Below are 20,838 nucleotides of genomic sequence, written 5' to 3'. Positions count from 1 at the left end.
TCTGTTAACAATTTTTGGGACGGATACCAAGGCTCTCTTTTTGATTTTCTGTACTTTTGAGGTTGCGGATATGGGACGATTTTCGAAACTTCGAAAGAATAAAAAATACGGTTATAAACCCCGTTATTATGAGGATAATGGCGAGGGTAATCCCTTTAAGATCAAACACAAGCTGGATCGTTACCGAACCACGGTTGACGCGCCTGGCGGTATCAAATCGAGGTGGAAATCTGCGCTGGCAGACCGCAGGCGGGCCGGCGACCGAAACCTCAGAATCCGTTTGATCGTAATACTGTTGATACTGCTACTGATCGTCCTGTATATTCTGGACTTTGACCTTTCAATATTTTTTCCACAATGATGGCAGACAGAATTCAAATCCTGCCGGAACATGTGGCCAATCAGATTGCAGCCGGGGAAGTGGTACAGCGGCCCGCTTCGGTAGTAAAGGAATTGCTTGAAAATGCCATCGATGCCGGTGCAAGCAGTATAGAGCTCATTATCAGGGACGGCGGCAAGACCCTGGTTCATATTGCAGACGACGGCTGCGGAATGAGCCCGGCAGATGCCAGGATGAGTTTTGAGCGTCATGCCACCTCAAAAATCCGCAAAGCTACAGATCTGTTTGAGCTGCACACCAAAGGATTTCGGGGAGAAGCCCTGGCTTCCATTGCAGCCATTGCCCAGGTTGAAATGACCACCCGAACAGCGGAAGCCGAAACCGGAACCCGTCTGAAGATTGCCGGCGGGAAACAGCTTTCAGAGGAAGAGGCTGTTGCCCCGGCAGGAACCTCCATTCAGGTCAAAAACCTGTTTTTTAATATACCTGCCCGCCGGAACTTTTTAAAATCCGACAGGGTGGAGCTGCGCCATGTACTGGATGAGTTCCATCGGGTGGCACTGGCACATCCGGGAATCCGTTTTAAAATGCTCCATAATGACCAGGAACTTTTCAACCTGCCGGACAGCCCCTTGCGCAAACGCCTGGGGTATCTCTTTGGCGACCGCATGAATTCGCGGCTGGTACCAGTACGGGAAGAAACCCAGATCGCTGCTATTGGCGGCTTTGTGTGCAAGCCTGAATTTGCCAAGAAGAGCCGGGGGGAGCAGTTTTTCTTTGTCAATAACCGCTTTATAAAAAGTTCCTACCTCCATCATGCCGTTATGGCTGCTTATGAGGGGCTTCTTAAAACAGATACCTACCCCGGGTATTTTATTTTCCTGGACGTCCCGCCAGAATCCATAGATATCAATATCCATCCCTCCAAGACCGAGATCAAGTTTGAAGACGAGCAAAGCCTCTACGCTATTTTACGTGCAGCCATCAAGCATAGTCTCGGACAGTTTAACATTCATCCTGTACTGGACTTCGAGAAAGACCAGAACCTGGAAACCCCTTATGCCTATCGAAATAAGGGTGCCGAAATACCTCAGATTACGGTAGACAGGAGTTTTAACCCATTTGCAGGGGAAACCGGGGGTGGTAAAAAATATACCAAAGCCACGGCAAGTTCGGCACACTGGGAGGCCCTTTATGAAGGCCTGAACACAGCTGAGCAAACAGGGAAAGATTCTACCGAATGGGTTGTGGAATCCGAAGAACGGCCCAGGGATCTTTTTGAGGAATCGGCAGATTCTTCCAGCTCGGATAGTAGTACCTTTCAGTTGGGCAGGAAATATATATTGACCCGCGTTAAGTCAGGTTTGTTGCTGATTGACCAGCACAGGGCACACCAGAGGGTCCTCTACGAAGGCTTCCTTGAAAATATTACCAGTTCCAAACCGGCTTCACAGGTGCTTTTGTTTCCCCTGAAGCTTTCTTTCAGCCCGGCCGAAATGAGTATTTTGAAAACCATTCGCGAACCCCTGGAAGGAATGGGGTTTCGGTTCGGGGAAGAAATGGAGGCCGAATTTGAAGTACAGGCGCTCCCTTTTTTGATCAAAGAGCAGGAAGTGCCTGAATTGCTGGACAGCCTGATCGCCCAGTGGCAGCAGCATGAGGATACCGGTGCCTTCTCACAGGGAGACCGGATTGCCAAAAGTCTGTGTCAGGCCCTGGCTGTAAAACCCGGCGTGGTTCTGGACCATGTTTCACAGATGGCACTGATAAATGATCTGTTCGGATGTAAGGAATCTGCGCTGAGCCCGTTCAATAAACGTATCCATACAACCCTGTCTATGGAAGAACTTGAAAATAAATTGAAATAAATGGGAAGACTTACCGATGGAATTAAGCATTTACTGCTGATCAACATCCTGTTTTTTGTTGCGACCAGCTTGTACGGAGACCAGCTTTACCAATGGTTTTCACTCTGGTATCCCGGGAACTCCAACTTTGGGGTCTGGCAGGCAGTTTCCCATATGTTTATGCATGGGGGGTTTGGCCATATTTTTTTCAATATGTATGCCCTTTGGGCTTTTGGTTCTCCCCTCGAGCGAATGTGGGGCACCAAAAAGTTTATGTTTTTTTATTTTTCAGCTGGCCTGGGGGCCGCCCTCATCCATTCCGGGGTGAACTTTTATCACGTGCAACAGGGAGTGGATGCCCTTGTGAGTGCGGGGGTGGCTGAAACAGATATCTATGCGCTGCTTACTCAGGGCCAATACAATACAGAGTGGAACCAAATAGCGGATCCCGGCCTGATTTCCGGCATGCTGGAATCTTACTTTACCCCTGCCGTGGGTGCTTCCGGAGCCATTTACGGGATTTTGGTTGCCTTCGGGATGTCCTATCCCAACAGCGAACTTTTCCTTATTTTTCTGCCAATCCCCATTAAGGCGAAATACTTTATCCCCGTGCTTATTGCCCTGGACCTTTTCTCTGGTGTTACAGGATATTCTATCTTTGGGTCCGGAATTGCGCATTTTGCACATGTGGGCGGCGCACTCTTCGGCTTCCTGATGATGTGGTACTGGAAGAAAAATCAGTTTAACAATAACCGATGGGATGTATAGATGAATAACGGAAACCTGAAATATCAATTTGCCCGCCTTACCATTGCTGAGAAGTTAATCGTAATCAACGTGGCTGTCTTTATCCTGTTCGGCCTGGCAGGCTTCCTTTTCCGTATGCCTGCAGGGGCACTGGAGAGATGGTTTGAGCTCCCCAAGGACTTTTTTGATTTTTTGTTGCAGCCCTGGTCTATTGTAACCTATTCTTTTTTACACGGCGGGATCTGGCATATACTATTCAACATGCTGCTGCTCTATTATATTTCCCGCATGTTCTTTAACCTTTTCGGACCCAAAAGATTTATAAACGTATATTTTTTAGGTGTCATTCTCGGGGGTGCCTTCTTTCTGGCTGCCTATAATATCTTTCCGGCCTTTGCTGCAAGCCAGTCTCCGTTAATAGGAGCTTCGGCAGGGGTTATGGCGGTACTTATATTTATCTGTACGTATACCCCCAACCAGATGGTAAGGGTGTTTTTCTTCAACCTCAAACTTTGGTATATAGGAGCCTTTTTTGTGCTGATGGATTTGGCATTAATCCCATTGAATGATAATCCGGGCGGCAGGATTGCCCACCTGGGAGGAGCCCTGCTCGGCTATATGTATGCAAGCCAGGCATTACAGGGCAAGGATTTGGGAGCCGGCTTTTCCCGTATGCTCGAAGGCCTCGGGAGCCTGTTTGAAAAGAAACAGCGCAAAGGCCCGCTTAAAACCGTATACCGTAAAAAAGATAAGCCTGCCCAGTCCAAAGAAGCTTACGACAAAGAGGCCCGGCAGCGGAAAGTAGATCAGATCCTCGATAAAATAAGCAAGTCCGGTTACGAAAGCCTGACCAAGGCTGAGAAGGACTTCCTCTTTAAAGCCGGAAAGGAAAACTAATTCCCAAACTAGCTTATATCCCTATACAGGCTACCCCATCTGCCAGCAGATGCAGGCAGAGTGCAATCCCGATCAGTCGGGTTTTGGCAGGAAGCAGTAGCAATACATAAGCGCTCATTGCCCAATAGCTGTGCAGGGGATGGAACCCTATGCTGCAACGATCCGGGTCAAATACAGGAGTAGCCAGCAAGTGGTCCAGATCGATCAGGATGCCCGCCCACAGGATCAGCGCCGCTTTTAACCAGTGCTTCCTGAAAAAAATCCAGGCAAGCAGGGGAGGTGCCCCGAAATGCAAACCGTAATGCAGTATATCCATCATTTAGAAAAGGGGGTGTGCAGGTTTTGCAAATACTGTAGCGCCCGGTTACCCTCGTTAAAGAGCAGGTCCAGGCAACTGAGGTTGGCCACAAAACCATGGCGCTCCTGAAAAACCTGTGGATAGGGCGGCAGGTCTTTGATTTTTGATCCTTTTGCAATCACCAGCTCCCTTGCATCCGTGTGCTGCTGTGGTTCAGGCTCGTAACTTTGGGTGCTTTCAGTTGGAAAATCCACTCCCAGTAAATTACAGAATACCTCAATGGTGTGGAGGTTGAGGTCCATCAGATACGTAAAGGGCTTTTCAAAAAGAGGCCTGAGGTCTGCCTCGTAAAACTCAAAAAAAGGGGAAGAACGGTATGCCGTCTGTAGTCCCCTCCAGTGCTGTCTTTGCCAAAGATAATTATTGTCTATGCGAACATCCCGGTAAGGTTGCCTCCCGGTTTTTCCCCCCACGTGTTTAATAGGGATGCTGAGCATCTGTGCCCCGCGGTCCGTACAAATATAACAACGGTTGCGATAGGTCTGCTTCTGATAATTGTCCCAGCCTTCCCAGATCACCTGTCCCCGGGCGAGTACCGCCATGGTCACGCAATTGGGAAAATAGGCCGGATGCAGCAGAATGGTCATTTTCGGATCAGCCTTTTTTGGAAGCTTTTTTCTTTCTTCGGTACAGGAAGTCCAGAACGAAATAAGCAGCCAGGGCAAGCAGGAAATATCGAAAATAGGAACGGGGTTTTCCTTCACCACCTACGGTTGTAAAGATTCGATCCCATCTGGGCCTCCAGTTGGCCATTCCCTCATTGAAGTTGTCAAAACTCATCCAGATAAAAATGGGCTTCCCCACTATATGATTGGCAGGGACATAGCCCCAGGCCCTGCTGTCTTCGGAATGGTCCCGGTTGTCCCCCATCATCCAGTAATAATCCTGCTGGAAAGTATAAGAGGTGCTGGGTTCCCCGTTAATTAAAACCTGATTACCGGAAATACCGACCGTATTGTGCTCGTAATCGCGAATGATTTTTTTATAGAGTGGCAGGGTTTCAGGGCTGATGGCAACCTTATCACCCCTGGCCGGGATATAGATGGGTCCCAACTGATCGTAATTCCATGGGTAGCGGGGATCCTGCGGGAAAATATTATCACCGCGTATTCCTTCGGTTTCTACTAATTTGATAACAGAGTCTATAGATGAGACCGCTTTAAGGGAGCTCACCATCTCAGCGGTCAGGGTTGCTGTCCGTTCCCTGGAGGATACCTCCCGGATATTGGTTACACGGGCCTGCCGGATGGCTTCAATAGGGATCCCCCGGGCTGGGGTAACCAGGGCTACCTGCCCATTCTCAAGGCCGTCATAGCGGTACAGGTATTGGGACAATATATTGAGCTGTTGCTGGTTCAGGGGTGCACTTACATAGGTCCTCAGGAAATCGTCAGCCCCAACATTTTCAAAGGTTTTGGAAGAGACCCCTTGCTGTGAGTAAACGGTATAATCATACATGGGTTTGGCCCGGTCCGGGAGCTCCAACGGCTTGCCGTTACTGTAAACAATCCCGTCTTTCACTTCCAGGGAATCCCCGGGGACGCCCACACATCGTTTTACATAATTGGACTTCTTGTCTATGGGTTTATCTACCCCTTCCTCTGCCTTAAAGAACTGCCGTACGGTGTCTGCAGGCCAGCTGAATACCACCAGGTCGTTCCTCTTAACTTTTTGAAAACCCGGGAGCCGCATATAGGGAAGCTGTGGCTTTTTAAGGTAGGAACGAACCCCCAGTCCGGGAAGGGTATCGTGCACCATGGGAGCAGCAACGGTAGTCATAGGAACCCGGGCCCCATAATGGAACTTACTTACAAATAACAAGTCTCCAATCCTGAGGGTACGTTCCAGGGAGCCGGTAGGGATTACGAAGGGCTGTATAAAGTAAGTGTGGACCAAGGTGGCCGCTACCACTGCAAAAACAATGGAACTGACCCATTCCCCTGAGGCACTTTTCGGATGCAGGCTGCGGTCTTCAATATAATTTACGTCCTCGGCATAGTTAACGTAATATATGTAGAACCCCAGCGTAAGTAACACCAGCCAGGTGTCTTTCAGGCTGTTCTTCCCAAAACTGCGGATGGTTTCCACCCAGACCACCGGGAACATCAACAGGTTAATGATAGGAATAAATAAAAGGAAGACCCACCACCTTGGCCGCCGGATGATTTGCATCAGGACAATCGCATTATAGACGGGAATAGCCGCTTCCCAGGCTTTTCTGCCAGCTTTAAGGTACAATTTCCAGGTACCCGCAAAATGGATGACCTGCACTGCTAAAATAAAGATGATCCACTGAGTGTAATTCATGTTTCAATAGCTTAAAGAGGAATAATTCCCTTCCCCATTACTTTTTAGGGATGTCCAGAACATCCTTCATATTAAAAACTCCTTCTTTCCCAACTATCCATTCGGCCGCTATTAGCGCGCCCAGGGCAAAGCCTTTGCGGTTGTGGGCAGTATGTATGATTTCGATGCTGTCTACAGCTGATTCGTATTTAATTTTATGGGTGCCGGGCACTTCCCCGGTCCGTTCTGAGTAAATTGGCAAGCTGTCTTTTTCCACCTTCCCGGAGGTCCAGGCGGTATATGCGCTGTTGTTGATAATTCCCTCTGCCAGGGTAATGGCTGTTCCACTGGGGGCATCCAATTTCTGCGTATGATGGATTTCTTTCATCTCTGCCTGGTACCCGCTTACCCCGTTTATGAGTCTTGCAAGGGTTTCGTTGAGCTGGAAAAACAAATTGACTCCCAGGCTGAAGTTCGAGGCATAAATGAAAGCAGCACCTTCCTTTTTACAAAGGCTTACTGCTTCATCATATCGACTGAGCCATCCGGTTGTCCCGCAAACCACCGGAACCCCGTTCTTAAAACAATTGCTGATGTTTTCAAAAGCAGCATCCGGACTACTGAAATCGATCGCTACATCCAAATTTTTGTATGGCACCCTATCATCCGGGCTGTCGATCCGGGCTACAATTTCATGATCCCGTTTCAGAGCAAGCTGCTCAATCATCCTACCCATCTTCCCGTAACCGAATAATCCTATTTTCATACTTCTTATTAAAATCGTATGCTAAGTGCCAGCCCGTAATTGGGATCACTCGTAATGGGGTGGTAATCCAGATAGGGCTGTATTTGCAGGCTCAGATCTTCATCCACATTGTATTGTTTCAGGTGGGCATCCACATTGGCATCTATGATATTTAGAGCGTAGAGGGCGATGGTAATGAGCAGGCTCAGGTCTCTGTCCCGCTGATAGCGTTCCTGGGCGTCCTGCAGGGCCTGTTCAGATAAATCAGGATTGGTAGGAGTAAAGTCGTCTTCCTTGTTCAGGTCAAAGAATTCATCATCCGTAAAACCAGCCCGTCGTCGCTTAAAAGCCGTCCGGAACCGATCATAGAGGTTGTCATTGTAGATGTATACCGCCACACCCGTCCCGATTGCCCCCCATACCAGCGGCACTTTCCAATAGCGCCTGTTATAGGCCTGCCCAAGCCCGGGAAGGACTGCGGAATAAAAGGCTGCTTTGGAAGGAGCCAGAGGGTTGATTGGCCGCTTTTCAATTTTTTCGAATTGAACGCCTTCAGAAGCCATACGCTCCTTCAAAGAATCTGCCTGTGGTTGCGTATCATTGGGCTCTTGTGCCCAGCAACAAAGGCAGGAGAAGAAAAGTATACATCCGATGGCTTTCTTACGCACCTGTAATTCTTTTTTTCAGCCTTCGGAATTCCTCCCGGCTGTTGAATGGGATGGTTATTTTCCCTTTTCCCTTTTCATTGGCCTGTACTTCCAAAGCTGTGTCCAGAAACGCCTTTAAAACCTCCATCCCGTCTTCTGCAAATTCGGGCAGTATTTTTTTGGGAGCTGTTTTGGATTCCTTAGGTTTTTCGGTTTCTTTCTGGTGATAGGATCGCACCAGGGATTCGGTTTCCCGTACGGAAAGACTGCCACCGACCACCTTTTCATAAATCGCTATCTGGTCTTCCCGGCTTTCTATGTTTACCAAAGATCTGCCATGCCCCATACTGATGAATCCATCTCGCATTCCGGTCTGGATTATCGGATCCAGCCGCAGCAATCGCAGATAGTTGGTGATAGTACTTCTTTTCTTGCCGACCCGTTCGCTCAATTTTTCCTGGGTAAGGCCAATTTCATCGATCAGCCGTTGGTAGGAAAGGGCAATTTCAACAGGGTCCAGATCCTGGCGCTGTATATTTTCAACCAGGGCCATTTCAAGGGCTTCCTGATCATTGGCAATACGGATGTAAGCCGGAACACTTTTAAGGCCCACTTTTTTGGAAGCGCGGTATCGGCGCTCACCGGAAACCAGCTGGTACCGGTTAAAATCAAGTTTCCGCACCGTAATGGGCTGGATCAGACCTAACTCCCTGATGGAAGAGGCCAGTTCATCCAGGGCCTCATCACTAAAGTTTGTACGCGGCTGAAAGGGGTTTACTTCAATACGGTCAATATCCAGTTCCACAATACTGCCCACAACCTTGTCAGCATTCTTGTCGGAAACGGATTTAATGTCGTTGTCAGGATCGTTGAGCAGGGCGGAAAGTCCGCGTCCCAGAGCCTGTTTTTTGGTTGCTTTCGCCATTATACAACTTGCTTGTTCTTTTGAAGCAATTCATGCGCCATATTCAGGTAGTTGGTCGCTCCCTTGCTGCTGGCATCGTACTTGATTATACTTTCCCCGTAACTGGGGGCTTCCCCCAGGCGGACATTTCGCTGAATAATTGTATCGAATACCATGTCTGCAAAATGTTTCTTTACTTCCTCCACTACCTGGTTGGATAGCCTCAACCGGGAATCGTACATGGTAAGCAACATGCCCTCTATATCGAGGTCGGGATTGTGGATCCGTTGCACACTTTTGATAGTGTTGAGCAATTTGCCCAGTCCTTCCAGGGCAAAGTATTCGCACTGAATCGGGATGATTACCGAGTCGGCTGCCGTAAGGGCATTCAGGGTAAGCAGACCCAGCGAAGGGGCGCAATCGATCAGGATATAGTCATACTTATCCCGGATACTTTCAACAGCTTTTTTGAGCATGTATTCGCGCTGGTCCTTGTCTACCAATTCAATTTCAATAGCAACCAGGTCTATGTGCGCCGGGATGAGGTCAACATTGGGAGAGTTCGTTCCTATTATAGTCTGTTCTGCAGAACGGGTATGTTCCAGCAGTTGGTAGCTTCCCAGTTCAATTGAGTCCACATCCACCCCCAGTCCGGAGGTGGCATTAGCCTGAGGATCTGCGTCGATAAGTAGCACTTTTTTTTCCAATACCCCCAGAGAGGCCGCAAGGTTAACCGTTGTAGTGGTTTTACCAACCCCGCCTTTCTGATTTGCGATAGCAATTATTTTGCCCATTATGAAGTTAAGTTAGGGGTTAAAAATACGATTATTTGGCTACCGAGAAAACGTAAATTGTTAACAGGAAGTGAATAAGTCCACCACTTTGCGTTAAAGTTCGTTAAGGGAACGGCAACCGTTCACCGATCAGCGCTTTGAACAAAGGCTCAGGGCGTTAACAACAGCTCAAGAATCTCTATAGCTGCTTCGCTGATGCGCGATCCCGGCCCGAAAATACCGGAGACGCCTGCCTCGAAAAGAAACGTATAATCCTGTTTTGGAATAACGCCCCCAACCACTACCAGGATGTCTTCCCGGTTTAAGGCTTTCAGTTCCTTCAGCAGCTCCGGTACCAGGGTTTTATGCCCGGCAGCCAAAGAGGAAACTCCCAGGATATGTACGTCGTTTTCGGCTGCCTGTTTGGCCGCTTCCGCCGGGGTCTGGAAAAGGGGCCCGATATCCACATCAAAGCCGAGGTCTGCATAGGCGGTAGCCACTACCTTTGCACCCCTGTCATGCCCGTCCTGCCCCATTTTAGCGATCATGATACGGGGCCTTCGGCCCTGCTGTGCCGCGAAGGCATCAGACAGTTCCCTGGCTTTTTTGAATGAAGGATCTTCCTTGATTTCTTTTGAATACACTCCGCTGATTGTTTGAACCTGGGCGCGATGGCGACCGAAGGCCTCTTCCATGGCATCGCTGATTTCACCTAAGGTGGCACGTAGCCTGGCGGCCTCCACAGCTAAAGCTAATAAATTTTCGGCAGGCTGGTCCCCATCTCTTCTGGCCTTTTTCTGTGCAGCTGCCTCCAGGGCCTTCAGACTGTTTTTTACAGCTGTGTTATCCCGCCCGGCCCTTAAAGCTTCCAGCCGTTTAATCTGCTGTTTGCGCACCTTGCTGTTGTCTACTTCCAGAATACTCAATAGATCTTCGTCCGGGCTTTGGTATTTATTCAGGCCCACAATAATATCTTTTTCACTGTCTATCCGGGCCTGTTTTCGCGCTGCTGCCTCCTCTATTCGCAGCTTGGGGACCCCGGCCTCAATGGCCTTGGTCATGCCTCCAAGGGCCTCGGTTTCTTCTATGAGTTCCCAGGCTTTCTCTACCAGTTCGGCCGTCAGTTTTTCCACGTAATAACTGCCGCCCCATGGATCCACCGTGCGGGTGATCCCGGTTTCTTCCTGCAGGATTAACTGCGTATTCCTGGCAATACGGGCAGAAAAGTCTGTGGGAAGGGCAATGGCCTCGTCAAGGGCGTTGGTATGCAAACTCTGTGTACCGCCAAAGGCTGCCGCAGAAGCCTCTATCATGGTACGGGCCACATTGTTAAAAGGATCCTGCTCGGTCAGGCTCCAGCCACTGGTCTGGCTGTGGGTTCGCAAGGCCATGGATTTGGGGTTTTGGGGATCAAAGCCCTGTACCAGCCTGGCCCATAGCAAGCGACCGGCCCGCAGCTTGGCTATTTCCATAAAGTGATTCATGCCAATACCCCAGAAAAAAGATAAACGAGGTGCAAATGCATCTATTTTTAAGCCAGCTTTGAGCCCGGTACGGATATATTCAAGGCCATCGGCCAGGGTGTAGGCCAATTCCATATGAGCCGGTGCTCCCGCTTCATGCATATGGTAGCCGGAAATACTGATACTGTTGAAGCGCGGCATATACTTACTGGTAAATTCAAAAATATCAGCCACGATCTGCATGGAAGGGGTAGGGGGGTATATATATGTATTGCGTACCATAAATTCCTTCAGAATATCATTCTGAATGGTCCCTGAGAGCTGCTCGGGAGCAACCCCCTGTTCCTCGGCGGCTACAATATAAAAAGCCATTATCGGGATAACGGCCCCGTTCATGGTCATGGAAACCGACATCTTTTCGAGCGGAATCCCGGCAAACAGCAATTTCATATCCTCCACGGAGTCTATCGCTACCCCGGCCTTCCCGACATCCCCTACCACCCTGGGGTGGTCACTGTCATACCCTCTGTGGGTGGGCAGATCAAAGGCAACGGACAGGCCTTTCTGTCCGGCAGCCAGATTCCGCTTGTAAAAGGCATTGCTCTCTTCAGCTGTAGAAAAGCCTGCATATTGGCGGATGGTCCAGGGGCGCTGTACATACATACTGCTGTAAGGCCCTCTCAAATAAGGGGGGATACCGGCCCCGAAACCGGGGTGCTTCAATTCTTTGATATCCGCTTGAGTATAACGGGTTTTCAGCTCAATGCCCTCAGCTGTGGTGATTGCTTTAGCGGCATCCGGACCGGGGTCCTGAGAGATACCGGAGCCGTTTTTCCATTGCAGCTGTTGTATCTTATCTCGGTTCATCCTGCAGTCTCTTTAGTTCATGATTGGTTGCAAGCCTGGAGGGGATTATGGGTTCCAGCAGGGTCTTTCTGCTTTTTTTGGCGAGCTGGATGGATTTTTGAAGTACCTCCTGCATCCTGTCATCCGCATTGGGGTATTTGTTGCTCCCTACCAGGACTTTGCTGCCGGAATCGAATGCCTGTTGCTGCTTCGTGGCAGATTCTCTTATCTTTTGCTGAATGTTATGCTCTCTTAACTGCTTTAAGAAACCCCCGCCTTTTTCCAGTTGTTTTAACAGCTCCAGGGCTTTTGAACCCAGTTGGTCCGTTAGCGACTCAATATAGTAGGTTCCATCAGCCGGATTGTGTACCTGCGAAAAGTAACTTTCATGCCTCAGTAATTGCAGCTGGTTTCTCGCTACTCGGTCTGCGAAGGTATTCGGATACTGGTAGATCTGGTCATAGGGAAGGTTGCAGACAAGGTCAGCTCCTCCCAGGATAGCGGCCATGCATTCAGTTGTGGTACGCAGCATGTTGGTGTTGTAATCGTAAATGGTTTTATTTCTCAGGGAAGGAGATGCAAAAATGAGGCAATCCCCACTGAACCCATATTCCGGGGCAACTCTGGCCCATAATTTTCTAAGTGCCCTGAACTTGGCTATTTCAAAGAAATAATCCCCTCCCACTGCAAGGTGGAAAACCGGTTGCTGCAATAAGGGCCGCAGGGATTTTTCCTCAGCAGACCAAAGCAGATATTCCAGGGCGTGGGAAAGGGCGTAAGCCAGTTCCTGTACCCGGTTGGCCCCGGCGTTCTGATACAGATCTGCGTGTACTGCGAAACGGAATTCAGCTTCGGTCGCAGCCGGATGGGATAATGCTTTTAAGAGGGAACCTGCGTCATTGGTTTCCCGGCTGTGCCAGTTTCCCGTGGCTGCTAAATGACCTATTGGATCCACCAGGATAACCGGATGCTTAAGATTAGATTGGCTGATCCAATCTGCCAGGAGCACGTCTGTCCCGGGAAAATCGAGGTAGACAGGCTGCTGCAACTCACCCAAGACCGCTTTATGCTGAAATGCTGCAGAAAACGATTCAGGCGTCCCAACCACAAAATGTTCTATATCGGCTTGCAGCGCTTCTGAAATCTGCTCAGAAGGGGTTTCATTGCCAATCCGGTAGCCAATTTTCCAGTTCCCGGTCCCGGTGGCGGGTATCCCCGGGTCTTCCGGCAGGTCATCCTCCGAATAGAAAGGTTTAACCTGGATACCTTCCGGGCTGGTCCAGCTCAGTAATTCATTGTAGTCGCCTCCTTTTAAGTCGGCCTGCAATTTTTGTTTCCATTGTTTGGCCGAAACAGGATCAAAATCTTTTAATAGCTCGTTAGTCTTCATTTTTTTTACGTTCCAGGCTGTCTTCAAAATCTATGATGAAGATTTCCTCATTCTTCTTCTTCAGGTAGTACTGTTCCCTGGCAAACTTTTCCAGTTCTGCGGGGTCTGAAAGTTTTTCGATAAGCGCCCTGTCTTTGGATATTTCTTCTTTCAGGAATTCCTGCTGTTTTTCCAGTTTACGGATTTCTTTTTGCAATTCCATGTGAATCAACAGGGAATTGGTGTCAAAAAAAAGCATCCAAATGGCGAATACGGTCAAAACGAGCACATAAATATTGCTGACCACTGCAAACCACTTTTTCTTCCTTAAAGATTTCAGGCCCATATTCAGATGAGTTTGTCGGCTATGATCGTTCGTACTATATCTATGGCAACCGTATTGTAGCGGTTATTGGGGATGATGATATCTGCAAACTCCTTTGTAGGCTCAATAAATTGGTTGTGCATAGGTTTGAGCGTATTCTGATAGCGGTCCAGCACCTCGTCCAGGTCCCTTCCCCTTTCTGTGATATCGCGCTTAAGCCTTCTGATCAGTCGCTCATCAGAGTCTGCATGAACAAAGATTTTGATGTCGAACATCTCTCGTATTTCCGGATGGGTCAGGATCAGAATTCCTTCCACGATCATGACCTTCCTGGGAGGGGTCAGTACGGTCTCTGTTGTACGGTTGTGCTCTTTAAAAGAATACACGGGCTGTTCTATGGGTACCCCGGCTTTTAACTGACGCAGGTGTTCCCCCAGCAGTTCAAAATCGATGGCCCTGGGATGATCAAAATTTATTTTAGCCCGTTCCTCATAGCTAAGCCCGGACAGGTCATTATAGTAGGAATCCTGCGAGATCACACCCACTTCGGTATCGGGAAGTTCATTGACGATTTGGTTTACTACGGTTGTTTTTCCACATCCGGTACCTCCTCCAATGCCTATTATTAACATGCCAGGTCTTTTTGGATCAAAAATAAAAATTTAGATCGACCTGAATTCGAATCCGGCCGTATTAATTCCCGATTAACCGCAAAGCCATACAAGAGGTAAGGAGTATTGCCCTGAGGGGTTTTTAGCCGGAATGAATTGGATCGGGCCATTGGCGAGGCTGGCATCCCTTGCCATTTGTATGCATATAAGGGCTCGTCTGTCAGTACTGTTGATAAAATAAATCCGGATTGCGAACTCAAATTCTGCCCGAAACCTTATTTTTAAGGTCATTTCAAATGTTAAGCCATGTCTGAGAATTTTTCCGTAGCCGTTGATGATAACTGGAATTTTGACTTGCATCCGGAAGATGCCGACGGGTTGGACCTGATTCAAACGGAAGCAGGCCGCTTCCATTTAGTAGATGGGAACCAGTCTATTGCCGTGGCGATACGAAATACCGATTTCTTGGCCAAATCATATGAAATTGAGATAAGAGGAAAGACCTATACCGTACGGATTGCAGATGCACTTGATCAGCAAATTAGCAGTATGGGCTTTCGTAGCGGGAGCAATAAAGACATTTCCGAAATACGAGCCCCCATGCCCGGGCTGATCCTGGATATTCCGACCTCGGCTGGAGCAACAGTTATGGAAGGCGATCCTTTAGTGATCCTGGGGGCTATGAAAATGGAAAATGTGATTAGCTCCCCAAGGGAGGGAGTCATCAAAAAAATATGTGTAATCAAGGGGGCTGCCGTGGATAAGAAGGAGCTCTTGCTTGAATTCGAATAATACCATCAGGCATGAAGAAAATTTTAGTAGCCAACAGGGGGGAAATTGCCATACGGGTAATGCGCACAGCACGTCGGATGGGGATAGGTACCATTGCCATTTATTCAGAAGCAGACCGGGACGCCCCCCACGTACGCTTTGCAGACGAGGCTGTATGTGTGGGGGAAGCCCCCTCTGCCAAATCCTATCTGAGGGGAGATCATATCATAGAAAAGGCCTTGCAGTTGGGCGCAGAGGCCATTCACCCGGGTTACGGATTTTTAAGTGAGAATGCCGGGTTTGCCAGGGCTGTAAATAAGTCCGGATTGATTTTTATAGGCCCCGGACCGGAGGCTATCCAAACCATGGGCGACAAGCTGGCGGCAAAAGAAGCGGTTAAATCTTATAACATCCCCATGGTACCCGGAACGGACTACGCCCTTAAAGATGCCACCTCGGCCCTGGAAATTGCCAAATCCATAGGCTTTCCAATCCTGATAAAGGCAGCAGCCGGGGGTGGGGGAAAGGGCATGCGTATTGTAAACCGGGAATCAGAACTGAAGCAGCAAATTGAACGGGCCATGAGTGAGGCCCAGTCCGCCTTTGGGGACGGCTCTGTCTTTATCGAAAAGTATGTGAGTTCCCCCAGACATATAGAAGTGCAGATCATGGCAGACACCCATGGGAATATCCTTCACTTTTTTGAGCGGGAATGCAGTATACAGCGCCGCCATCAGAAGGTGGTGGAAGAGGCCCCTTCCTCTGTACTGAGCCCTGAACTTCGCGAGCGAATGGGGGTAGCGGCCGTTAATGTGGCCCGCTCCTGTGATTATGTTGGGGCGGGAACCGTCGAATTCCTTTTGGATGATGAACACAATTTTTATTTTCTGGAAATGAATACGCGCCTGCAGGTGGAACATCCTGTAACCGAATGGATTACAGGGCAGGATCTGGTGGAATGGCAGATCCGGATCGCCAGGGGAGAGCCGCTAAGCATGGCTCAGGAAGACCTGCAGATCCGGGGACATGCCCTTGAATTGCGCGTTTATGCTGAAGACCCGCTAAACGAGTTCCTCCCGTCAGTAGGGACGCTCGAACGTTACCGCCTCCCTGTCGGAGAGGGTATCCGGGTAGACAACGGATTTGAAGAGGGGATGCAGGTACCTATCTATTACGACCCCATGTTGTCCAAACTGATAACCTATGGACGCGACCGGGATGAAGCCATACAGCGCATGCTGGAGGCCATTGCAGCCTATGAGGTTAAAGGCGTTTCCACTACTCTGGACTTCGGAGCCTTCGTTTGCAGGCATCCTGCCTTCCGTTCCGGAAATTTTAATACACATTTCGTTAAAGAACACTACAATCCTGAAACCCTGATGGAACAGCGGGCCAAAGAAGCAAAAATTGCGGCTGCTGTAGCCCTGAAGATATATCTGGAGGAAAAAAATAAGCTGAGAATACCAAACCCATAAAGGATGAAAAAGAAAATTGAAGACCTGCAGGAACGCCTGAAAGCGGCTCATTTGGGAGGGGGCCAAAAGCGGATTGCACGCCAGCATGAACAGAAAAAACTGACGGCACGGGAGCGTATTGCTTATTTGCTGGACGACGAGTCTTTTGAAGAGATGGGGGTGCTGGTAACCCACAGGACCACAGATTTTGGGATGGAAGACCAGCAATTCTACGGGGACGGGGTGGTAACCGGCTACGGAACAATCAATGGCAGGCTGGTGTATGTGTACGCTCAGGATTTTACGGTTTTTGGGGGTTCCCTGTCTGAAACACATGCCGAGAAAATTTGCAAGGTGATGGATTTGGCCGTAAAAGTTGGTGCACCTATCATAGGCCTTAATGACTCAGGGGGTGCCCGTATTCAGGAAGGGGTCCGCTCCCTGGGAGGATATGCCGATATTTTTTACCGCAATGTACAGGCCTCGGGTGTGGTCCCGCAACTTTCAGCCATAATGGGTCCTTGCGCTGGGGGAGCGGTTTACTCTCCGGCAATGACGGATTTTATCCTGATGGTGGAAGAAAGCAGTTATATGTTTGTGACCGGTCCTAATGTGGTCAAGACCGTAACCAACGAAACGGTAAGCTCTGAAGAGTTGGGAGGGGCCAGCACCCATGCAGTAAAATCCGGGGTGGCCCATTACACTTCCCCCAATGATGTGGCCTGTCTGGATGACCTGAAAATGCTCTTGTCTTACCTGCCTCAGAATAACACGGAAAAACCTCCTGTACTGCATTATATCCTGGGAGATGAGCTACGCAGTGAACTGCAGGATATTGTGCCGGACAACCCCAATAAGCCCTATGATATGCATTCGGTAATTCAGGGGCTTATTGACAGGGATTCTTTTTTTGAGATACAGAAAGACTTTGCTGAAAATATCATTACGGGTTTTGCCCGTATGGGCGGTGAATCCATTGGCATTATAGCCAACCAGCCGCTCTTCCTCGCTGGAGTTCTGGACAGTGACAGTTCCCGCAAGGCAGCGCGTTTCACACGCTTTTGCGACAGCTTCAATATCCCTTTGCTGGTCCTTGTGGACGTCCCTGGTTTTCTGCCGGGAACCGACCAGGAGTGGTCTGGAATTATTATGCATGGTGCAAAACTACTTTACGCCCTGAGCGAAGCTACGGTGCCCCGCATCACCCTGATTACCCGTAAGGCATACGGGGGTGCCTATGATGTTATGAATTCCAAGCATATAGGGGCAGACCTGAATTTTGCCTGGCCCAGTGCAGAAATTGCAGTAATGGGAGCCAAGGGGGCCAGCGAGATTATTTTCCGTAAAGAAATCAAAGAGGCTGCCGATCCTGAGGCTAAGCTGGCTGAGAAGGAAGCCGAATATGCCGCCAAGTTTGCCAATCCGTATCGCGCGGCCCGAAGAGGTTTTATCGATGAGGTGATCCTCCCGGAGCAAAGCAGGAGGAAACTCATCAAGGGCTTCGCTTCCCTGAAAAATAAGAAAGTGGAACAACCCCGTCGCAAACACGGAAATATTCCACTCTGATTCCCGGGATGATTATATACTAATTTATTTCAGATGTAAGGGTACGGCCAGTTTCCCGTTTAAGGGCGCCCGCCCCTGGAAATGCCTGGCTGCCTGCTCCTGAAAGGCTTGCAGATCCTGATAGACCAGCACAAGCTCTGAGGTCTTAGAAATACCTATTTTTTCCAGCAGATAAGGATTGCCGAAATGGTACAGCAGCACCTCGTATTTCTCAAGGGTTTCTTCAAGGATTTTGAAGGCCAAATCAGAAAAACCAAAATTTTCTTTGGGCTTGTAACTCACAGGGTTAAGAGCGAGTAATACCTTACTGCCGGGAGGAGGCCATTCAAACGGATTGGCACCGGCATCAGCCGGCAGGAAGAATTGCTCCTGGAGCTTTGATCCCTGTATTGCCTTTTCAAAAACCGGCAGGGTTTTCCCTGCTACGATCAGATAATAGGGCCCCTCGCCAGTTGTTTTTGGATTTTCGCCCTTTTTGTGAACCGGGCTGAGGCATTGCCTGGCGAGTTTCGCTAGCAATTCATCCGGAGCAAAAGCTGGCGATATTACTGTTTTTTGAGGGTCAAAATGCGTTTTTTTCAGATTCCAGACCCTTTTAAAATGATCCTCCACAGATTCTGCTGGCAGCCATTTTTTGATTTGTGTTATAGCCTGTGGGATGTCTTCGGCAAAACACAGCAGGTCATTGCCTGCTTCCAGGGCTCTAAGCTCCAGCATTCCCGGCTCGGAAAATAATTTACTGACTGCATGCATATTGAGGGCATCGGTTATTACAACCCCCTGGAAGCCCAGTTTCTGACGCAGTAGCGTTTCTATAAGTTCCCGGGACAAACTGGCCGGATTCCCTGAAGGATCAAGGGAAGGGACTGCAAGATGCCCGGTCATAATAGAAGGAACACCCTCCGGGATCAATTTTATGTAGGGGATAAGTTCTTCTTGTTCCAGGGTTGCAACTTCCTTTTGGATCAGTGGCAGGGACAGGTGCGAATCCGTTGCCGTGTCGCCATGGCCGGGAAAGTGTTTCAGGCAGCTAAGGACGCCACCGTCCATAAGGCCTCTGTGTATTTGCAGTGCTTTAAGGGCCACGCTTTCAGGCCGGGCCCCGAAGGAACGATAGCCAATGACCGGATTTTCGGGATTGGTATTTACATCCACAACAGGAGCCAGGTTCCAGTCAATTCCCAGTTCCCGGCAGTCTTCTGCCATGCGCAGGCCCGTCTGATAAAGCAAGGGGTCGCTGTCGGAGAGAGCTCCCAGGGTTAGAGCATAGGGATAGGCCGTGCTGTTTTCCAGGCGCATGGCCAGGCCCCATTCTGCGTCGATGGCCACCAGCAGCGGGTAGGAGGCCGCTTTCCGGAACCGCCGGATCAGTTTTTTTAATACCTCTTTACTAGAAGCGTTAAAGTGTACCTTTTTAGGGCCTTCAAAATTGGCCGCCGCGCTGGCCCGGCTGTGGAAAAAACAAATGGCTCCAATATGGTAGTCCCGTATGAGTGCCTCCAATTCACTGTGGGCCGCTTCCGTATCGTTTACAAAGGCAGCGGGCATGAATAGCTGCCCCAGTTTTCTTTCTAAAGACAATTGGGTGGTCGCTATCCGATATTCTGGAAATTCAGACATCTGCACTGCTTTTTTTACCGTAATCGGCGGGGTAGGTTATGGCCTTTGACAGCAGTAGTACCGGGATGGCAGCAGCCACAACCCAGATGAAAAAGCCGGTATACCCCAGCCACTGCTGTACATACCCGCTGATCATCCCGGGCAGCATCATTCCCAGGGCCATAAAGCCCGTGGCAATGGCGTAATGAGCAGTTTTATAGGCTCCGTCGGCTATATAAATCAGGTACATAAGAAAAGCTGCAAACCCAAAGCCGTAACCAAATTGTTCTATCACTACCGTTGTAACTACGGCCCAGGTCTGATCCCACTGAAAGGCTGCCAGCAGGGCATAGAGGACATTGGGGGCATTCAGGGCCAGGATCATGGGCAACATCCATTTTTTAAGGCCATCCCGTGAAATGAGAATCCCGCCTAAGATTCCGCCCAGGGAGAGGAAAATAACTCCGGCTGTACCATAAATGGTCCCCACCGCTTCTGTGGCGTATTCGAGCCCTCCTTCCGATCGGCTGTCCAGCAGGAAGGGAGAGGCCATTTTCACCAGTTGGGATTCACCCAGCCGATAGGTCAGGATAAAGGCGAGGGCCAGTGCCATACCCGGTTTTTCAAAGAATTTCCGGAAGACGGTAAGAAAGCCGGTATTTTGATCGGCAACGCGCACCTCTTCATAATCAGGGCAACTAAGCCAGTTGGCCAAGGTCAGCAAAAGCATCAGAAAAGCCGTGGCCGAGAGGGTTACAGACCAAGCCTTTGCATTATCACCATAATAGTTTTCAAGAAAACCGGCAAGGATAACGATAAGGCCCTGCCCGGTAATCATGGCCAGTCTGTAAAAGGTACTGCGTACACCCACAAAAAAGGCCTGTTTCTTCTCGCTAAGCGCGATCATATAATAGCCGTCTGAAGCAATATCATTGGTGGCCGAGGCAAAGGCAGCCATCCAGAAACAAGCCAGGGATGTTGTCAGGAAAAGGTTGGTGGGCAGGCTCAGGCCGGCAGCCAGCAGGGCTACGCAAATCAGTAATTGCATGGAAAGGAACCATTTGCGTTTGCTGCTTTTCAGATCAACCAGTGGGCTCCACAGGGGTTTTAATACCCATGGCAGGTAGAGCCAGGAGGTATATAAACCGATTTCCGCATTGCTGATCCCAAGTTGCTTGTACATGATTACCGAAACAGTAACCACCATTATATAAGGGAGGCCCTGGGTGAAGTAAAGCGTGGGCACCCACCACCAGGCCCGGGTATCTTTTGGGATCATTCAGGATTTTT

General features: G+C 49.3%; 20 protein-coding genes. 7 read left to right on the top strand and 13 right to left on the bottom strand.

The window, feature by feature from the left end; translation table 11 throughout:
- Positions 1-70: 70 nt before the first annotated feature.
- From ACT6NV_RS01085 to ACT6NV_RS01070, 4 genes are read left to right on the top strand one after another with little or no spacing between them, the layout of a single operon-like run.
- Complete coding sequence (locus ACT6NV_RS01085; RefSeq protein ID WP_445382636.1) at positions 71-361, top strand: riboflavin synthase subunit beta; 291 nt, start codon at positions 71-73, stop codon at positions 359-361.
- On the top strand, positions 361-2,208 hold the full coding sequence (gene mutL, locus ACT6NV_RS01080) for a DNA mismatch repair endonuclease MutL (RefSeq protein ID WP_445386652.1): 1,848 nt from the start codon (positions 361-363) through the stop codon (positions 2,206-2,208). Before ACT6NV_RS01085 ends, mutL begins: the two co-directional genes overlap by 1 nt.
- The gene (locus ACT6NV_RS01075) at positions 2,209-2,955 is read left to right on the top strand and encodes a rhomboid family intramembrane serine protease (protein WP_445385440.1); all 747 of its coding nucleotides are present in this window, start codon (positions 2,209-2,211) and stop codon (positions 2,953-2,955) included.
- Positions 2,956-3,831 (top strand): rhomboid family intramembrane serine protease, encoded by an 876-nt coding sequence (locus tag ACT6NV_RS01070; protein ID WP_445385439.1) that lies wholly within the window; start codon positions 2,956-2,958, stop codon positions 3,829-3,831. It begins immediately after the preceding gene.
- A gap of 13 nt (positions 3,832-3,844) precedes the next feature.
- On the opposite strand, the gene ACT6NV_RS01065 is transcribed toward ACT6NV_RS01070, so the two are convergent.
- From ACT6NV_RS01065 to udk, 11 genes are all read right to left on the bottom strand, one after another.
- Positions 3,845-4,150, bottom strand: a complete 306-nt coding sequence (locus ACT6NV_RS01065; protein ID WP_445385438.1) for a DUF6122 family protein — start codon at positions 4,148-4,150, stop codon at positions 3,845-3,847.
- Positions 4,147-4,776, bottom strand: coding sequence for a WbqC family protein (locus tag ACT6NV_RS01060; RefSeq protein WP_445385437.1), 630 nt, complete (start codon positions 4,774-4,776; stop codon positions 4,147-4,149). Before ACT6NV_RS01060 ends, ACT6NV_RS01065 begins: the two co-directional genes overlap by 4 nt.
- Positions 4,777-4,783: 7 nt before the next feature.
- Positions 4,784-6,496, bottom strand: a complete 1,713-nt coding sequence (lepB, locus tag ACT6NV_RS01055; protein ID WP_445385436.1) for a signal peptidase I — start codon at positions 6,494-6,496, stop codon at positions 4,784-4,786.
- A 37-nt stretch (positions 6,497-6,533) separates the two neighbouring features.
- Positions 6,534-7,241: a 4-hydroxy-tetrahydrodipicolinate reductase gene (gene dapB, locus ACT6NV_RS01050; RefSeq protein WP_445385435.1), complete on the bottom strand. Its 708-nt coding sequence runs from the start codon at positions 7,239-7,241 to the stop codon at positions 6,534-6,536.
- Positions 7,242-7,249: 8 nt separating this feature from the next.
- A complete protein-coding gene (locus tag ACT6NV_RS01045; RefSeq protein WP_445385434.1) occupies positions 7,250-7,888 on the bottom strand; it encodes a DUF5683 domain-containing protein in 639 nt (212 codons plus the stop codon).
- Positions 7,881-8,792 (bottom strand): ParB/RepB/Spo0J family partition protein, encoded by a 912-nt coding sequence (locus ACT6NV_RS01040; RefSeq protein WP_445385433.1) that lies wholly within the window; start codon positions 8,790-8,792, stop codon positions 7,881-7,883. Before ACT6NV_RS01040 ends, ACT6NV_RS01045 begins: the two co-directional genes overlap by 8 nt.
- The gene (locus ACT6NV_RS01035) at positions 8,792-9,565 is read right to left on the bottom strand and encodes a ParA family protein (protein ID WP_445385432.1); all 774 of its coding nucleotides are present in this window, start codon (positions 9,563-9,565) and stop codon (positions 8,792-8,794) included. The genes ACT6NV_RS01040 and ACT6NV_RS01035 overlap by 1 nt, the downstream gene beginning before the upstream one ends.
- Before the next feature lie 149 nt (positions 9,566-9,714).
- Positions 9,715-11,874 carry a methylmalonyl-CoA mutase gene (gene scpA, locus ACT6NV_RS01030; RefSeq protein WP_445385431.1) on the bottom strand — a complete coding sequence of 720 codons (2,160 nt, stop codon included), beginning with the start codon at positions 11,872-11,874 and terminating at the stop codon, positions 9,715-9,717.
- Positions 11,861-13,243, bottom strand: a complete 1,383-nt coding sequence (locus ACT6NV_RS01025) for a methylmalonyl-CoA mutase subunit beta (RefSeq protein ID WP_445385430.1) — start codon at positions 13,241-13,243, stop codon at positions 11,861-11,863. Before ACT6NV_RS01025 ends, scpA begins: the two co-directional genes overlap by 14 nt.
- Complete coding sequence (locus ACT6NV_RS01020; RefSeq protein ID WP_445385429.1) at positions 13,233-13,568, bottom strand: FtsB family cell division protein; 336 nt, start codon at positions 13,566-13,568, stop codon at positions 13,233-13,235. Before ACT6NV_RS01020 ends, ACT6NV_RS01025 begins: the two co-directional genes overlap by 11 nt.
- 2 nt (positions 13,569-13,570) lie before the next feature.
- Complete coding sequence (gene udk / locus ACT6NV_RS01015) at positions 13,571-14,179, bottom strand: uridine kinase (protein WP_445385428.1); 609 nt, start codon at positions 14,177-14,179, stop codon at positions 13,571-13,573.
- Positions 14,180-14,464: 285 nt separating this feature from the next.
- On the opposite strand from udk, the gene ACT6NV_RS01010 reads away from it, so the two are divergent.
- From ACT6NV_RS01010 to ACT6NV_RS01000, 3 genes are read left to right on the top strand one after another with little or no spacing between them, the layout of a single operon-like run.
- Complete coding sequence (locus tag ACT6NV_RS01010; RefSeq protein WP_445385427.1) at positions 14,465-14,950, top strand: acetyl-CoA carboxylase biotin carboxyl carrier protein subunit; 486 nt, start codon at positions 14,465-14,467, stop codon at positions 14,948-14,950.
- Between the two features lie 11 nt (positions 14,951-14,961).
- Positions 14,962-16,404, top strand: coding sequence for an acetyl-CoA carboxylase biotin carboxylase subunit (locus tag ACT6NV_RS01005; protein WP_445385426.1), 1,443 nt, complete (start codon positions 14,962-14,964; stop codon positions 16,402-16,404).
- Between the two features lie 3 nt (positions 16,405-16,407).
- The gene (locus tag ACT6NV_RS01000; RefSeq protein WP_445385425.1) at positions 16,408-17,949 is read left to right on the top strand and encodes an acyl-CoA carboxylase subunit beta; all 1,542 of its coding nucleotides are present in this window, start codon (positions 16,408-16,410) and stop codon (positions 17,947-17,949) included.
- 24 nt (positions 17,950-17,973) lie between these two features.
- Here ACT6NV_RS01000 and ACT6NV_RS00995 read toward each other — a convergent pair whose 3' ends face one another.
- The gene (locus ACT6NV_RS00995; RefSeq protein ID WP_445385424.1) at positions 17,974-19,569 is read right to left on the bottom strand and encodes a glycoside hydrolase family 3 protein; all 1,596 of its coding nucleotides are present in this window, start codon (positions 19,567-19,569) and stop codon (positions 17,974-17,976) included.
- Positions 19,562-20,827: an MFS transporter gene (locus tag ACT6NV_RS00990; protein ID WP_445385423.1), complete on the bottom strand. Its 1,266-nt coding sequence runs from the start codon at positions 20,825-20,827 to the stop codon at positions 19,562-19,564. The genes ACT6NV_RS00995 and ACT6NV_RS00990 overlap by 8 nt, the downstream gene beginning before the upstream one ends.
- Positions 20,828-20,838 lie beyond the last annotated feature (11 nt).

The organism is Robiginitalea insularis, assembly GCF_052497835.1.
The sequence above is the reverse complement of the archived record's forward strand: the minus strand, read 5'-3'. Positions and strand labels throughout refer to the sequence as shown.

Excerpts from the sequence above, each read along its gene's own strand:
- mutL (WP_445386652.1), top strand. The coding sequence starts at position 361 with ATGGCAGACAGAATTCAAATCCTGCCGGAACATGTGGCCAATCAGATT.
- lepB (WP_445385436.1), bottom strand. The coding sequence starts at position 6,496 with ATGAATTACACTCAGTGGATCATCTTTATTTTAGCAGTGCAGGTCATC.
- ACT6NV_RS01040 (WP_445385433.1), bottom strand. The coding sequence starts at position 8,792 with ATGGCGAAAGCAACCAAAAAACAGGCTCTGGGACGCGGACTTTCCGCC.
- ACT6NV_RS01060 (WP_445385437.1), bottom strand. The coding sequence starts at position 4,776 with ATGACCATTCTGCTGCATCCGGCCTATTTTCCCAATTGCGTGACCATG.
- ACT6NV_RS01010 (WP_445385427.1), top strand. The coding sequence starts at position 14,465 with ATGTCTGAGAATTTTTCCGTAGCCGTTGATGATAACTGGAATTTTGAC.
- ACT6NV_RS01000 (WP_445385425.1), top strand. The coding sequence starts at position 16,408 with ATGAAAAAGAAAATTGAAGACCTGCAGGAACGCCTGAAAGCGGCTCAT.
- ACT6NV_RS01065 (WP_445385438.1), bottom strand. The coding sequence starts at position 4,150 with ATGATGGATATACTGCATTACGGTTTGCATTTCGGGGCACCTCCCCTG.
- ACT6NV_RS01085 (WP_445382636.1), top strand. The coding sequence starts at position 71 with ATGGGACGATTTTCGAAACTTCGAAAGAATAAAAAATACGGTTATAAA.
- udk (WP_445385428.1), bottom strand. The coding sequence starts at position 14,179 with ATGTTAATAATAGGCATTGGAGGAGGTACCGGATGTGGAAAAACAACC.
- ACT6NV_RS01075 (WP_445385440.1), top strand. The coding sequence starts at position 2,209 with ATGGGAAGACTTACCGATGGAATTAAGCATTTACTGCTGATCAACATC.
- ACT6NV_RS00995 (WP_445385424.1), bottom strand. The coding sequence starts at position 19,569 with ATGTCTGAATTTCCAGAATATCGGATAGCGACCACCCAATTGTCTTTA.
- ACT6NV_RS01020 (WP_445385429.1), bottom strand. The coding sequence starts at position 13,568 with ATGGGCCTGAAATCTTTAAGGAAGAAAAAGTGGTTTGCAGTGGTCAGC.
- scpA (WP_445385431.1), bottom strand. The coding sequence starts at position 11,874 with ATGAACCGAGATAAGATACAACAGCTGCAATGGAAAAACGGCTCCGGT.
- ACT6NV_RS01005 (WP_445385426.1), top strand. The coding sequence starts at position 14,962 with ATGAAGAAAATTTTAGTAGCCAACAGGGGGGAAATTGCCATACGGGTA.
- ACT6NV_RS01025 (WP_445385430.1), bottom strand. The coding sequence starts at position 13,243 with ATGAAGACTAACGAGCTATTAAAAGATTTTGATCCTGTTTCGGCCAAA.
- ACT6NV_RS00990 (WP_445385423.1), bottom strand. The coding sequence starts at position 20,827 with ATGATCCCAAAAGATACCCGGGCCTGGTGGTGGGTGCCCACGCTTTAC.
- dapB (WP_445385435.1), bottom strand. The coding sequence starts at position 7,241 with ATGAAAATAGGATTATTCGGTTACGGGAAGATGGGTAGGATGATTGAG.
- ACT6NV_RS01070 (WP_445385439.1), top strand. The coding sequence starts at position 2,956 with ATGAATAACGGAAACCTGAAATATCAATTTGCCCGCCTTACCATTGCT.
- ACT6NV_RS01035 (WP_445385432.1), bottom strand. The coding sequence starts at position 9,565 with ATGGGCAAAATAATTGCTATCGCAAATCAGAAAGGCGGGGTTGGTAAA.